Genomic DNA, 13444 nt, shown 5'->3' with positions numbered 1-13444 from the left:
AACTTTATCATCCTGAACCAGAATTGAAATGGCAGGCATAATTTTGTATCAAATGATTTATTCAAAAGCCTGCGTTACGGAGTGGAAATATGATTCTGGTGACGGGAGAATCCACCCATAACTACCCAGCAGTTGACAATGCTGCAGGAAGATAACATCTGCGATATAAGGGAAATGCAGGAAGTTTTTGACCTTAAGCTCGTGCCTTTCAGGGAAGCTTTGAAGACATTTTTGCCGCCAAACGGAGGGCAAAACCATGAATGAGATCAAACTTTCGGACGAAGACCTTAAAGGATATTTGGGAGCAAGGAACTTTGCCAGGAAGATAGGCGAAGAAATAGTGGGCAATATCAAAGCTGGCATGACGGAAAAGGAGGCAGAGGAGGTCGCCGCTGGAGTTTTAAAAAAAAATGGTGTCAAGCAGCACTGGCACATGCCTATCATAGGTGTGGGTGAAGGAAGCACGAAATTAAAAAGTGCGTATGCGCTGGCATCGAGCTACTTTACCACACATACGCGTATTGTGCAGGAGAATGATATTGTCCTCATAGACATAGCTCCTGTGTACAACGACTATCCGGCAGATTATTCGATAAACCATGTTATTGGCAGCAATCCTGACCTTGCGGCTTTAGCTGCTTATGCGCGTGAGGTCTCGATGAAGATTGCCAGGCATGTGAAAGAGGGAATGGTCGTTGCAGAACTTTTCCGCTGGGCACAGGAACTCATAGGTAAAAACCCTGACTATGCTTTAGCATATCCTCCCTTTATTTCCATGGGCCACCGTTTGTGCAGGATTCCTCCACTGTGGCAGAAATTCCCAGAAGCTGGGCTTAATTATTTGCTCTTCAAAATCAGTGGGCCTTTCATTACATCAAACAATAACACCCCTATGAATGGACTCTGGGTCATTGAACCTTACATAATGCATAAAGATCGTGCGGCTAAATTCGAGCAGCTTGTTTTCATTGGAAAAGAGACAATAATTCTTGAAAGCTGACAGCAAGTTCCTTTGCAATCGCTTTATTCAATAAATCTAAAAGTTCACCCGCCATGATTTCACAATTAACAAATTGTTCCTTATTGATATAAGGCTTATCGGGAGACCTCATCTTGATAGATTCAAAGTCAAAACTGGCTTAAATTCATTCAAACTAAATGGAAAAATATTAGGTGTAATTTAAAAAAATACAGTCTAATGAAGGAAAAAATCGATACTCACATGCTCTTCAACGATATGATAAAGATACTTAATTTTTTTGAAATAAGGCATATATGTAAGGTCTTGGTTCACCGGAAGGCATATAACATGTATAATCAAAATATTCAATCAGGCTAAAATCCTCTCCTAAGAATTTTGCCAACATATTTTGATCATAATTTTTAACATCCAAGCCGCTACATTTTTTTGCCCCTTTTAATGAAAAGGCAGCGATGATAACATAACCACCTTTCTTAATCACTTTCTTTAGCGTAGATAAATACATGTGTTGCTGGTTCTCTTCTAATAAAAAATGTAGTACTGCTCTATCATGCCACACAGCAATATCTCTTAAATCTTGGATATGAATTGGCTGAGTAATGTCATCCACTATCCATCTTACCATGGAGGCTTTTTCTTTGCCTAATCTTTCTTTTAATTTGTTCAAAGCAATTTCACTTATGTCAGCCGCAATGATATTTTTGAATCCTTGATTAATAAGATGATCGATAAATGTTGAAGCACCGGCTCCTACATCCAATATGGATTCGTCTTTACTAATACGGCATTTAGATAGCAACTTTATGGAAGGTGCAGGTGTTTTTTCATACCATCCCAACTCCTCTGTTTCTAACCATGTATAAATTTCATTCCAATGTTCTTTCGATGAGCTATTCATATTTGCCTTTCCGCTGCGTTATTTGAATATCTCCATCGTATGTTAATTATTTTCTTTGCCAAATGGCAATCACCATAAGCAACCTACCTATTCAGAATTTTTGTAATCTTCAAATGCTCCATTTCTCCCACTTAACAATCTCATCGAGGCTTTTTCGTTTTGCAGGGCCCGGGATAGCTGAGGGATAGCCAAGGGGTAGAAGTGCAACCACTCGCACATCTTCAGGGATATTCAATATTTCCTTGACCTTTTTTTCATCGAACGCACCGATCCAGCAAGTGCCAAGTCCTTCTTCAACTGCCTGGAGGGCCATATGATCCACAGCGATTGCAGTGTCAATGGTATAAGCGGGCTGGCCGCATAACATTATATAATCTGATTCAACTGAGCAGGCTGCAATTACTACGGGCGCCGCAGCCACGAATTTCTGGTCTCTTGCCGCTTCAGAAAGCATTTGTCGAGTCCTGGGATCTCTAACTATGACAAATCTGCGTTCCTGGCGGTTCCCTGCCGAGGGAGAAAGCCTGCCCGATTCGAGAATCCTCTCCAATTTATCTTCTTCCACCTCACGGGAATCATACGCCCTTATGCTTCGTCTTGATCGTATTACATTCAGCACTTCCATAATATCTCCATTCCTTTATTTTTTTAAATACTATTGACCAAATATCTTAATTATTCCATTGGCATCTCTCCAATTATAGGTATCTCTTAAGACTTCGACTAAGAAAAATATTCTGTTTTTATAAATAAAAGACTGGCAAGCAGCCATATATTACTCAGTAATTTTTCGGAAGTATACTGGCATCGCTAACATTGCCTTTTATTTTTTCTCTTTTTTCTCCAAGTATATTCCGCATGAGCTGATTTTCCGCTTTATGAAGATGGTCCAGAAGAGTTGTCTTATGAATTCCAATCTTTTTTGCGAGTTGTTCTGCATTAATTTTCCTGGGATAATCAAAATAACCATTATCATATGCATGCCACAATATTTCTTTTTGTTTTTTAGTAAGTTTGCTAAAGGCGTTTATGTCAAGCGGGTCATATTTTTGTATTGACAATATTTCAAATCCCCACCCAATTTCTTTGGCGGTTTTAAGGATATTATTTAATTCTTCTGGTGAACCTATAACTCCAAATTGGCATGCAGTGCCATCAAAAATAATCGGATAGACAAGTTTAAGATCAAATTCTCCTATAAACTTAGAAATCTCATCAGAGATATTGCCTTTAGTCAAACACGTATAGTCTCTATTTTCATTCCCTATAATGATTAAATCAGTGATAAAATCGCTCTTTAGACTTTGTATGCTCATCCCATCTTTGAGCGTAATTTTGCAAACTTCGGTGTGAGTGGTGGGTGTAAAGTTAAAAATTGAAATGATCTCAAGACGATCAACCATGTTTGCTAAAGGAACGCAGCATTGAAAAATACTGCCAGAAACACTCACGGTCATTTTCCTCATAGAATCGCACTTTGTTCGCAAGTCCTATAAATACAATCCTACATGTAGGTGTAAAAACCTTTCTTTCTTAGATACATGATAGTCATATCATGATAATGCGAGATTTTATAAACAATAAGAAGTTTCTTTTCTTTGGCGGAAAAGGCGGTGTTGGAAAGACCACAATGGCGTCTTCTACGGCAATATGGCTTGCTGACCATGGATATGAGACATTAATAGTGGCAACAGATCCTACAGTGAGCTTATCCGCAATTTTTGAACAGGAAATTGGAGAAACAGAGGTATCGAAAATAAAACAAATCAAAAATCTCTGCGGCCTTAACATAAATCCTAAGAAGGCATCCGGCATTTTCCAGGCAAGGCTGAATGAGGTTGTGGAGCAAATCACAGGCCTGTTTGGAAAGGATGTCATGAATACGCCCTGTGCTGAAGAGATGGCTGCTTTCGATCAGTTTGTAAAATATCTTAATACTGACGAGGATCATGTTGTTGTGTTTGATACAGCTCCAACTGGTCATACACTTAGAGAATTGGCAATGCCTTTTGATTGGGCTAATTATATTTCAAATCAGCTTAAAAATAGAAGTGAGCTGAGTAAAGTTTTGGGTATTAAGGAAGAGGGGAATGCAATAGAAAGCCTGAAAATCGAACAAAAAAAATATGAGACTGCAATGAAAACGTTAGCCGATACAAGGAACACTTTATTCACACTTGTAATGCTTCCGGAGAACTTGCCTATTGAAGAAACTGCGAGGGCTATAGAGAACTTAAGTCAGCTAAATATCAAAGTCCAGGCTTTAATAATAAATGAAATAATACCAAACGAAGTACTCAAAGGTAATTGGTTTTTAGAAAAACGAAGATCAACGCAGGACAAATACCTGAGCATTATTGATAAGAGATTTAAGGGTTTGCCTAAGAAAGAGGTGCCTCTCTTTGAAACTGATATTACAGGGATCGAGAACATGAGAAAAATTGGAAAAATCCTTTATGGGTAATATCATGGAACACAAAATAGTACTATTTCAGATTCCCAGTTGCTGTGCAGCAACGAGATGGCTTGCAAACAGAAATTATTCCAAGAAGCTAAAAAATTTATGCAAGGATGCGGGCGCTGATTTTATGGAAGTTGACCCGCTGGTGACACAAGATATCTTAATTAAGATGGTTCGGGAACAAAGGCCCGATGTTTGGGACAAAGTGGAGAAGCTTGGATTACCTGCGATAATTGAGTCATTTCCGGTCGTTGTTATGGATGGAAGAATCATATCAATGGGAGAGATAAATGAAAAAGAGATAGAAAAAATAATATCCATCACAGTAAAGGGATGATTGAGGGTGGATAAAATCAAATTTTCGTTAATATTTATCTTATTACTAAATCTATTTTTAATTAACGCAAAATCTGAGGAGGAACATATATTGATTCCTATAAATTATTCTTCCCAGATATCTGAAATATATTTTTCAAAAATCTATATCGATGGCATGAGCGCAAATTCGGATGGATTCAAGATCCTCTTGAGATCTAATCAGCGCAAAACAGGCGAAGGGGATGGACTTTATTATCCAAGCCTTGTTGATGTTAAATTTGGAATAGTGCATGATAATGAGATCATTTCTACTGATACAATAGAACAAGCTTCATTTTTCGAACCAGTTGAATTGAGCCGTAACTGGAAGATAATACTAAAGGAGGGTATTAATTATACGGCTTTTGCACAGGTTTTCTTATATGATAATGAAAAACAGCCAACGTACATTTCTACCTCGTTCTCAACCTTTATGGCTGAAATCGATGCAGAAATTACAGATGTGCAAAGTGATGGAATAGGCTCGAGCGTAACGATTAAAAGTAAATCTATGGTTCCCTTAGATGGCAACGTAATTTTCTTATTAAAGCAAAATGATACGATTTTGGAGGAAAAAGAAATTGATGCTCCGATGATCACGTCCGCCGATGTGGACAAAACAATAGAAGTTCTATGGGACAAGAATCTTGGAAGCGGCAGATATATGGTTGAAACAAAACTTATGACTAAAAAGGGAAAAATTATAGATCGCTACGATAAGGTTTTTGAAATCAAAGAAACTACAACTAATGTATCAGGGGCATCTGCACCAACTGAAGTTGTAAAAACAACCCCAGGTTTCTCAGGTATACAATTGATTATTTCAATTTTGATAATTAATATATTACGCCGTTTAAGGTGAATATCATGGGCACTGGTTCAGAACTTCGAACTGCCTTTTTTTTTGCAAAAAGAGATATAATTCAAGATAAGAAAATTTTTTTGTTCCTATTCATTGCTATATCATTTGGAACTGCGAATGTTATAATTATAAATGGGATATCCGATGGCATTGTACTTGATTTAGTAGATAATAGCGTCAACGCAAATACAGGTCATATGACGATTTACCCCGATGTAGACAAGCAATACATTGAAGGACTTGGCATTAAAGAAATGAAGCTCGAAAGTATGAGTAATGTAGTAGCTTATTCATCACGTCTGCAATTCGGGGGAGTAATTGAAAAAAAGGGGATATCTAAATCTGTGAATATAATTGCTTTAAATCCAGACAACGAAGAGAAGGTCTCTACAATTTTAGAAAAGGTTGAGATTGGTAAGCCTATAAGTTCACGGGACAGCAATGAAGTCTTAATTTCATTCAGAATACAAGAGGATCTGGGTATCAATACAGGGGATGATATCACCTTAACTTTTGAGAATGGAAAAAGTAAAAGTTACAACGTCAAAGGCATCATTCATACAGGCATTCCTGACATAGATACAAATACCATATATATTCCAGAAGAAGAAGCTAAACGAGAACTGGGCATACAAGATAAAGCTTCTGTAATTCTTATCAAGTTAACCGATAAAAATATTGCACAAGAATATAAACAAACTATTAAAAATGAACTTGAAGTTTCGAATGTGAAAACATGGGAAGATGAAGTTGAAAGCACGCTTAGTTCTTCCGCAACGATTCAGCAACTAGGAAACACTATCGTGTTAATCAGCCTTATTGCTGCAAATGTCTCAGTGGCAGTGATAATCTATGTAAGTATCATTAATAAAAGGAGACAGATAGGAATCTTGAAAGCTATTGGGGTCAAGAATTCTCTGCTGGTTACTATTTTTTTAATTGAAGCTATGTTTTTCGGGATAACAGGAGTTGTCGGAGGAGATGTACTTGGTTATATAGGCATAAGATACCTCGAAGCTCATCCTTTTTATGATCCTCTTGCCAAAGATTATTTAGGTGCAAGGTTTGGACTATACCTTTTATTGCGCTCCACTGTGGTTTCCCTCAGTATCTCCTTACTTGCTGGTGTTTATCCTGCTATGATAGCAGGGAAAACGAATTTAATAAAGGCCCTTGGTGGTGAATAGAATGATCATGACAAAAGATCTCGCAAAAATCTATTTAATGGGAAAGGTAAGAGTCATGGCTCTGGATGGAATAAATATTTCTATTGACCAGGGAGAATTTGTGGCAATAATGGGTCCATCCGGTAGCGGTAAATCAACATTCTTAAACATGGTAGGATTGTTGGATACGCATACGTCAGGTGAGATATTGGTAAATGGCACAAATGTAACTGAACTAAATGATGATAAAAAGATAAAATTTCGGTTAGACAATTTTGGTTTTGTCTTTCAATTTTTTAGCCTATTTAATCAATTAAATGCGCTTGAAAATGTGATTTTTCCAATGATGCTAGCTGCCCAACCAAACCCGTCAAGAAGAGCTAATAAGCTTCTTGAAGATGTCGGATTGGGCAATTTCATCCGTCATAAGCCATATGAGTTATCAGGTGGGCAGCAGCAGCGCGTAGCTATTGCAAGGGCACTGGCAAATAACCCAAAGATATTGTTAGCAGATGAGCCTACGGGTCATCTTGATAGAAAATCCTCCTATGAAATAATGGCACTATTCAAACAACTGAATATAGAACATGGGGTAACCATAATTATTGTGACACATGACCATGAGATAGGTGAGAAGGTTGATAGAATAATCAAATTCAGAGATGGGAAAATAGACTACTCGTGAATCGGTGCCAAACAATCTGAAAAATATCAAAACTTCACTCCGCCTTTGGAATCTGTTTCTTCTGTATTCTCTTTTCCAAGATAATCAAGACTTTTTTTGAAAATTCATTCTCAGAATATAGCTTGTCGACAAGCCTTTCCAGTTCATGATTGTTTACAGTTTCTTTATAGGTATTACAATTGCCACTAAAAGCGGATTCTGGATTTTTTCGATATTCCAATCTCCATCTGAATATCATGGTCGGATGGATATTGTTCTCACGACTGAGCTGCACCGGATTCTTTCCACTTTCAAGTTCCCGAATTATAGAGATTTTGAATTCCCGTGTATGTCTTCTTCCTGCTATTTTTCCCATATATTTCCCTCATAGTGAACCATAACTTAACTTGTTGTCCACTTTGGAGGCGCAGTGCATATGTAACTAATTTTAACTATGATATGATTTGTAGAGTCAAAAAACAATTATATAATGCTAATTACAATGATTGTATAAATATTGCAGCTTAAGATTAATCAGTATAATCAAATAGGGTGGAAAAAGAGTTTTTTCAACCAGATAGGGGGCTGTTTAAAAAAAACCGGAGGGAAAAAAATGGAAGGTAAAGGATTATTAAGTCTACTGACTTTTTCTGGAAAAAGGCGCGATATTCTATTTATGTTGCAGAGAGAGCCAAAAACGCTGCAGGAAATAAGAGATCGTTTGGGAGTAACATCTCCCGAGATAATTCCTCAAATAAAAAAGCTGGAAAAGAATAATTTAATTCACCTGGAAGGTAAGAACTACTTTTTGACTGAAATGGGGTATATAGTAACTCATTCTTATAATCACCTTATCAAGACTCTGGACATATTTGAAAAAGATATTGAATTCTGGAAAAGACATAAAATTAATGGAATACCTTACGAATTCAAAATGCGTCTTAATGAATTAGGAAATTATCGTATTTTTGGAGGTACTCCGACCGAGATTTTTAAACCTCATAATGAGTACATTAAAAATCTTTTACAATCGAATTGCATAGAAGGGGTTTCATCAGTATTGCATCCCGATTACCCGAAATACATTAACATGCTGGCAGACAGAGGCATGCCAATTTCAATCATATTGACTGAAGATGTATTTAAGAAAATGAAGGAAGATTACTCTGCCGAACTTGAAAAAGGTCTGGAATATAATAATGTACAGGTAATGGTATTCAACGAGAAAATCGAATTTACCTTTACTGTGACCGATCTTTTTTTATCCATGAGGCTTTTCTTTAATAATGGCACCTATGATTTCTATAATAATATAATAAGTTATGAAAAAAGTGCTTTAGAATGGGGGAATGATTTGTTCAAATACTTTGAAAAACGTTCTAAAAAAGTTGATCCACAAAGCTCCTGAACAAGAGCATGTGAGCCCACTCTCCATGTATGACCAGGCTCCTGGAAATAGTTTTTTTAGAAGTGGCGTACAGGAATATATAGATTATTCCCACTATCCAGCCATAAAATAGAATGAATAATTCAAATTCGGCAAGGTTTAATAAAGAAAGCGCAATAAGGGCTAAATGAAGAGAGGAATGTATTATTTGAAGCATTAACCTTGTACTCGCTTCTCCAAAATGCAGTGGGAAAGTTGTAAGACCGGCATATGAGTCCCCAGTTACATCTTTGAAATCAAATATAATAGTATTTATAAAACTTTTTGAAAAAAAGAAAACAAATATTAAAATAAGCTGTGGACTTCCATGAGGACGCACCAGGGCGATGATTGTGAATGACCACGTAAATGCTACAAAACAATTTTTAATTCCTAGCCTTCGCTTCAGATTAAGTGAAAAACTTCCGATATTGATTCCTTTGCTGTACATTAAACCCATTGTAAAGGGGAAAAAAACTAGGATCGGTGATATCCCATTCTCAGCAAGAATCAAAATGGCAGCTGAAGAAGAGACAAAAACTATGAAAAGAGCAAGATTTTTATTGGCATTCTCCTCGTCTATTCGGTTGATCTCATCTTCTTTCCTTTTAACTGCTCTATCAAATGTGTATGTTGCGTAAACCATTAAGATCGCAGCTATACATAATGAAATCTCAGGTTTTTTTCCAGCGAGCAGGAAAGCTACATAAAACCTTAGACCTCCCGAAATCGACACTATGGATGATGCATTCAAAAGGTTGATTGTTTCCTTAAATCCCACGGCCAGTGAGTATGATAAGCACACTAATATTAGATAGGTTATACAAGATTATATGATTCAATTAATATTGCAGAATTAATGGAATATTATACGTGGTTAGTAATATATAACCCAATCAAGATGATGTTTGCCTGGAGAATATGGAGCACAGGTAGTATTCGGGAGGATAAAAATGAAGTATGATGCGATTGTAGTGGGAGGCGGACCAGCTGGAAGTTTCACTTCATTGAAATTAGCTGAAAAGGGTCTTAATGTTCTGCTTGTTGAAAGAAAGAGTAAGAACAGGTATAAACCATGTGGGGGAGGAATGTGTACTCGCTGCCTGAAATTGGTCGGAGAGCCACCGGCCGAGGTTGTGGAGAGGGAAGTAACAAAAGAAACGCTTTATACAAAAACCAAGAAGTTTTCAGTCTCGTGCTCTGAATCCGATGGAAAAAAAGGAATAGTGGTATACAGGAATAAATTTGATGCATGGTTAATTGATAGGGCAGAGAAAAAAGGCGTTGAAGTTTTAGATAAAAGCAAAGTAGATTCTATTAAACTGAATGGTGGAGTGACAGTAAAGTTAGAGGGAGGTCAGGAATATGAAGCTGAGATTCTGGTTGGTGCCTGGGGAGCGTCTTCTTATCTTTACAAATTCATTGGTGTTACCCCGCCAAGGTACTTTACAACTATCTCTCATGAGTTGGAACTTCCTTCCAGTACGATAGAAGAGAAAATTGACGGACCCGAAATTTACTGGGACGGGGATATAACCACTAATGGTTATTTCTGGATTTTTCCAAAAAAAGAAGGGGTTAGTATTGGTTTCACTGAAAAAACTAAAAATGCAAAAGGAATGAAAGAAAAACTCTTTGAAATAATACATAACCATCCAATTATATCCCAAAAATTGAAAGGATCCAAAGAAATGATGATGGATGGGAGATCATTGTATGGACACCCGATGGCAGAGAATTACGTGGATAGGCTTCATGGAAATCGTTTTTTGCTTGTCGGAGAGGCAGGAGGCCTGGTTAATTTCATGACTGGGGAAGGTATTTACTATGCATTAAAATCAGCGGAGTTGGCAGCATCTGTGATAAATGAAGGGGATTACTCCGAGAAAAGCTTGGGGCGTTATACTGAACTTTGTCACTCTGAATTGATTGATAATGATTTGAAATATTCTGCCAAAATGGCAAAAATGATGTATGGGCATAACCCACAATTTTACGATCGCATGATGGATGCCATATTGGAATTGACCGAGGAAAATAGTGAGATAAAAAAAATAATGGAGAATATGTTTTCCAGTGTTGAGTACAGCCAAATTTACAATCCCTTTATGTCGAAAAAAGGACTCTTAATACGCAAATTGGGTTTACTTGGCGTAATGAAAATTATATCCAGATAGCTGGGGTAACTATGGTTGGAATTGTAATATGTCAGTGTCGAGGAAGAGGGTTTTTCAACCAGGCAGACATTAGTAAGCTCAGTACATATATAAGAGAGAACCACGATGTCAAATACATAAGTGAACATCCTTATCTATGCAGCCCAAAACTTGGCTTACCTTTTTTGAATTCTTTGATGAAAAATGACAAAATTGTAACACTCGCTTGTTACCAGAGATCGCAAAAATGGCTTTTCAACTCATGTAAGGGAGAGTTGATTCATGTTAACATGAGGGACTTAAGTCTGAAAGAAGTGATTACTGAGCTGAAAAATATATTACCTGCAAGAAATGGGGAAAATATTGAAGAAATTCATGAATGGTTTCCTGTAATTGATTATGACAGATGTACTGGATGTGGCAGCTGCTATGACTTCTGTATTTTTGATGTATTTGATATCAAGGAGGATGAAGTTGGAGTAAAAGTAGCAAATCCATATAGTTGTAAAGACAACTGTCCTGCATGTGCAAGAGATTGTCCTGAAGAAGCCATTATTTTTGCAAAATCTACGGAAAAATGGGTTGCTGGTGGAGAGGGAGAGGGATCTTCAGAAGCAGCAGTATTCACAATAAAGGATTTTGAATATCCTGGCAGAACAGAGAAGATATCAAACATACCTGATCTGGGAGATAGACAGAAAATACGTGAACTCATTTTCACAAATAAAGAGAACATTAATTGCGTTGATGCAACCGCAGCTAAAATCCTAAATCAACTGAGTTTATCGTCAAAGTTCCTCGATTTCACCATTGCAGAATTAAAGACACAGATTTTGAGTGAAGACTTCAGTAAGATTCCCTATAATAAAAGAGTTTTAATAGTACCTCATTGCCTTCGTGACGCTGAAAAATGCCGAAACCACTATGAGCCACTGGAAACTGGTTTACAACTAATCTGCGAGGAATGCGGAAGTGAGCAATGCAAGATTAATCCCATTGTTAAGGTTGCTAAGGAATTAGGTTATACTATCTATATCTCAGAGGGAGCAACGGTAGTGCTAAAAATGCTCAAAGAAAAAAAAGCTGATGCATTTTTCGCTATTGCCTGCCTGGATTCGTTGATGAAAGCCATTCCAATTGTAGATTCGTTGAAAATACCAAGCGGGGGTTTACCTTTGCTAAAAGGAGGATGCAAAAATACGGATATTGAGATCGATACAGTAATCAAGCGAATCAGATTGAATAAGGTGGTTTCATGAAGAGCTTATGCGTAGCTACGGCTAAAGAACTATCATCGGAGCTTCAAGAGGAATTGATAAATACAGAAAATTTATTTAACAAACTCCAACAAAAAGATGGTGGATTCGTTGGAAGGTTGGGCGAAACTACTTCGGATTTATATTATTCATTCTTTGCGATTGAAACTTTCAAGATGTTAGAAAAAGAAAAAATATTAGATCATATTGGCCTTAAAGATTTTTTATTTTCATGCTATGATAAAAATGGTGGTTTTGGATACAGAAAGGGCGCATATCCTGATATAATTCATACTTTTTGTGGAATTGGAACATCCATAGCAACTGATAACTTCGATGATCTTGATTGCGAAAAAATCAGTGAATTTATTATTTCATTACAATCAACAGAGGGAGGTTTTCTGAAAGATGGAAAATCAAGACAACCCGCTGCATACTCAACATTTTATGGGGTTTTCTCTTTGTACCTGCTAGATAAGGCTGATTTATTAGATAAAGAATTTCTTAATAAAACCACTGAATTTTTGATCAATCTAAAAACACCGGAAGCAGGATTTAAGGCATCGTATAAATCTTTGCAACCGAATCTTGTTGAGACGACATCGGCATTGTTTACATTATATTTATTAGATCGTTTAAGTCTGGTTGATGAAAAACAAGTTGTTGATTTTGTATTGAATTGCCAGTCAAACGCTGGTTTCAAAAATCACTTGAGATCTAAAGTAACTGACCTAAATTCAATTTTTTGTGCAATTAATTCTCTCACACTTTTGGGGTCTTTAAATTCAATTTCTGCAAAAAAAGTCACCGACGGCATTCTTAATTTCAAGACTCCCTGGGGTGGATTTGGCAATATGGGCTCCCCAGATATTGAATATACATATTATGCTATCTATACAATGATTCTTCTTTCAAGGGAGAGGTGATGATGATTAGGGAAGTATCTGTTAGATTCTTTGGAATAATTTCCTCTGAGACAGGTCATAGGGAAATTAAAATTTGTACAGATGCAAAAAATATCGGCGAATTGATTGTTGAAGTCTGTAATAAGTACGATAACTTAAAAAAGAGGCTATTGCCTTCTGAGGCTTCAATCCTCAATAGACATGTCAGATGCTATGTAAATGGGATGGACATCCGACTTATCAGAGAGTACGAGACCAGATTAATGGACGGAGACAAAATATTATTTTTAGTTTCATTCGCAGGAGGATAA

Annotated in this window: 17 protein-coding genes; 12 read left to right on the top strand and 5 right to left on the bottom strand. The window is 36.9% G+C overall.

Features of this window, described 5'->3' with window-relative positions:
• Positions 1-138 precede the first annotated feature (138 nt).
• Together O8C65_00300 and O8C65_00295 are read left to right on the top strand one after the other, a co-directional pair.
• Entirely contained in the window at positions 139-264 is a 126-nt protein-coding gene (locus O8C65_00300; protein MCZ7355350.1) for a hypothetical protein, read from the top strand.
• Entirely contained in the window at positions 257-1000 is a 744-nt protein-coding gene (locus tag O8C65_00295) for a M24 family metallopeptidase (protein MCZ7355349.1), read from the top strand. Before O8C65_00300 ends, O8C65_00295 begins: the two co-directional genes overlap by 8 nt.
• A gap of 250 nt (positions 1001-1250) precedes the next feature.
• Here the strand turns inward: O8C65_00295 and O8C65_00290 are convergent, their stop codons facing one another.
• The 3 genes from O8C65_00290 to O8C65_00280 form a co-directional block, all read right to left on the bottom strand.
• Complete coding sequence (locus O8C65_00290) at positions 1251-1880, bottom strand: class I SAM-dependent methyltransferase (GenBank protein ID MCZ7355348.1); 630 nt, start codon at positions 1878-1880, stop codon at positions 1251-1253.
• 109 nt (positions 1881-1989) lie between these two features.
• Positions 1990-2505, bottom strand: coding sequence for a nitroreductase family protein (locus O8C65_00285; GenBank protein MCZ7355347.1), 516 nt, complete (start codon positions 2503-2505; stop codon positions 1990-1992).
• Between the two features lie 154 nt (positions 2506-2659).
• Complete coding sequence (locus O8C65_00280) at positions 2660-3337, bottom strand: helix-turn-helix domain-containing protein (protein MCZ7355346.1); 678 nt, start codon at positions 3335-3337, stop codon at positions 2660-2662.
• Between the two features lie 98 nt (positions 3338-3435).
• On the opposite strand from O8C65_00280, the gene O8C65_00275 reads away from it, so the two are divergent.
• The 5 genes from O8C65_00275 to O8C65_00255 are packed head-to-tail and all read left to right on the top strand — an operon-like array spanning position 3436 to position 7411.
• Complete coding sequence (locus O8C65_00275; GenBank protein ID MCZ7355345.1) at positions 3436-4344, top strand: ArsA family ATPase; 909 nt, start codon at positions 3436-3438, stop codon at positions 4342-4344.
• The gene (locus O8C65_00270) at positions 4322-4678 is read left to right on the top strand and encodes a hypothetical protein (GenBank protein MCZ7355344.1); all 357 of its coding nucleotides are present in this window, start codon (positions 4322-4324) and stop codon (positions 4676-4678) included. Before O8C65_00275 ends, O8C65_00270 begins: the two co-directional genes overlap by 23 nt.
• Positions 4679-4684: 6 nt before the next feature.
• Positions 4685-5560 (top strand): hypothetical protein, encoded by an 876-nt coding sequence (locus O8C65_00265; GenBank protein MCZ7355343.1) that lies wholly within the window; start codon positions 4685-4687, stop codon positions 5558-5560.
• Positions 5561-5565: 5 nt separating this feature from the next.
• Entirely contained in the window at positions 5566-6747 is a 1182-nt protein-coding gene (locus O8C65_00260; protein MCZ7355342.1) for a hypothetical protein, read from the top strand.
• Positions 6748-6754: 7 nt separating this feature from the next.
• A complete protein-coding gene (locus O8C65_00255) occupies positions 6755-7411 on the top strand; it encodes an ABC transporter ATP-binding protein (protein ID MCZ7355341.1) in 657 nt (218 codons plus the stop codon).
• A gap of 34 nt (positions 7412-7445) precedes the next feature.
• Here the strand turns inward: O8C65_00255 and O8C65_00250 are convergent, their stop codons facing one another.
• The gene (locus O8C65_00250) at positions 7446-7766 is read right to left on the bottom strand and encodes a transposase (protein MCZ7355340.1); all 321 of its coding nucleotides are present in this window, start codon (positions 7764-7766) and stop codon (positions 7446-7448) included.
• A 237-nt stretch (positions 7767-8003) separates the two neighbouring features.
• On the opposite strand from O8C65_00250, the gene O8C65_00245 reads away from it, so the two are divergent.
• Positions 8004-8798 carry a winged helix-turn-helix domain-containing protein gene (locus tag O8C65_00245; GenBank protein ID MCZ7355339.1) on the top strand — a complete coding sequence of 265 codons (795 nt, stop codon included), beginning with the start codon at positions 8004-8006 and terminating at the stop codon, positions 8796-8798.
• On the opposite strand, the gene O8C65_00240 is transcribed toward O8C65_00245, so the two are convergent.
• A complete protein-coding gene (locus O8C65_00240) occupies positions 8770-9597 on the bottom strand; it encodes a UbiA family prenyltransferase (GenBank protein MCZ7355338.1) in 828 nt (275 codons plus the stop codon). The two genes, O8C65_00245 and O8C65_00240, sit on opposite strands and share 29 nt — an antisense overlap.
• A gap of 172 nt (positions 9598-9769) precedes the next feature.
• Here O8C65_00240 and O8C65_00235 point away from each other — a divergent pair, with 172 nt between their 5' ends.
• From O8C65_00235 to O8C65_00220, 4 genes are read left to right on the top strand one after another with little or no spacing between them, the layout of a single operon-like run.
• Complete coding sequence (locus O8C65_00235) at positions 9770-10993, top strand: NAD(P)/FAD-dependent oxidoreductase (protein ID MCZ7355337.1); 1224 nt, start codon at positions 9770-9772, stop codon at positions 10991-10993.
• 11 nt (positions 10994-11004) lie between these two features.
• A complete protein-coding gene (locus O8C65_00230; GenBank protein ID MCZ7355336.1) occupies positions 11005-12231 on the top strand; it encodes a DUF116 domain-containing protein in 1227 nt (408 codons plus the stop codon).
• On the top strand, positions 12228-13154 hold the full coding sequence (locus O8C65_00225) for a hypothetical protein (GenBank protein ID MCZ7355335.1): 927 nt from the start codon (positions 12228-12230) through the stop codon (positions 13152-13154). Before O8C65_00230 ends, O8C65_00225 begins: the two co-directional genes overlap by 4 nt.
• On the top strand, positions 13154-13444 hold the full coding sequence (locus O8C65_00220; GenBank protein ID MCZ7355334.1) for a MoaD/ThiS family protein: 291 nt from the start codon (positions 13154-13156) through the stop codon (positions 13442-13444). The genes O8C65_00225 and O8C65_00220 overlap by 1 nt, the downstream gene beginning before the upstream one ends.

This window comes from Candidatus Methanoperedens sp., assembly GCA_027460535.1.
Taxonomy (GTDB): domain Archaea; phylum Halobacteriota; class Methanosarcinia; order Methanosarcinales; family Methanoperedenaceae; genus Methanoperedens.
Note: the sequence above shows the minus strand (reverse complement) of the source record. Positions and strands in the feature narration are given on the sequence as shown.

Bases quoted from the DNA above. Each gene is read 5' to 3' on its own strand.
- O8C65_00230 (MCZ7355336.1), top strand. From the start codon at position 11,005: ATGGTTGGAATTGTAATATGTCAGTGTCGAGGAAGAGGGTTTTTCAAC.
- O8C65_00250 (MCZ7355340.1), bottom strand. From the start codon at position 7,766: ATGGGAAAAATAGCAGGAAGAAGACATACACGGGAATTCAAAATCTCT.
- O8C65_00290 (MCZ7355348.1), bottom strand. From the start codon at position 1,880: ATGAATAGCTCATCGAAAGAACATTGGAATGAAATTTATACATGGTTA.
- O8C65_00245 (MCZ7355339.1), top strand. From the start codon at position 8,004: ATGGAAGGTAAAGGATTATTAAGTCTACTGACTTTTTCTGGAAAAAGG.
- O8C65_00300 (MCZ7355350.1), top strand. From the start codon at position 139: ATGCTGCAGGAAGATAACATCTGCGATATAAGGGAAATGCAGGAAGTT.
- O8C65_00260 (MCZ7355342.1), top strand. From the start codon at position 5,566: ATGGGCACTGGTTCAGAACTTCGAACTGCCTTTTTTTTTGCAAAAAGA.
- O8C65_00295 (MCZ7355349.1), top strand. From the start codon at position 257: ATGAATGAGATCAAACTTTCGGACGAAGACCTTAAAGGATATTTGGGA.
- O8C65_00285 (MCZ7355347.1), bottom strand. From the start codon at position 2,505: ATGGAAGTGCTGAATGTAATACGATCAAGACGAAGCATAAGGGCGTAT.
- O8C65_00280 (MCZ7355346.1), bottom strand. From the start codon at position 3,337: ATGACCGTGAGTGTTTCTGGCAGTATTTTTCAATGCTGCGTTCCTTTA.
- O8C65_00275 (MCZ7355345.1), top strand. From the start codon at position 3,436: ATGATAATGCGAGATTTTATAAACAATAAGAAGTTTCTTTTCTTTGGC.
- O8C65_00220 (MCZ7355334.1), top strand. From the start codon at position 13,154: ATGATGATTAGGGAAGTATCTGTTAGATTCTTTGGAATAATTTCCTCT.
- O8C65_00225 (MCZ7355335.1), top strand. From the start codon at position 12,228: ATGAAGAGCTTATGCGTAGCTACGGCTAAAGAACTATCATCGGAGCTT.
- O8C65_00255 (MCZ7355341.1), top strand. From the start codon at position 6,755: ATGACAAAAGATCTCGCAAAAATCTATTTAATGGGAAAGGTAAGAGTC.
- O8C65_00235 (MCZ7355337.1), top strand. From the start codon at position 9,770: ATGAAGTATGATGCGATTGTAGTGGGAGGCGGACCAGCTGGAAGTTTC.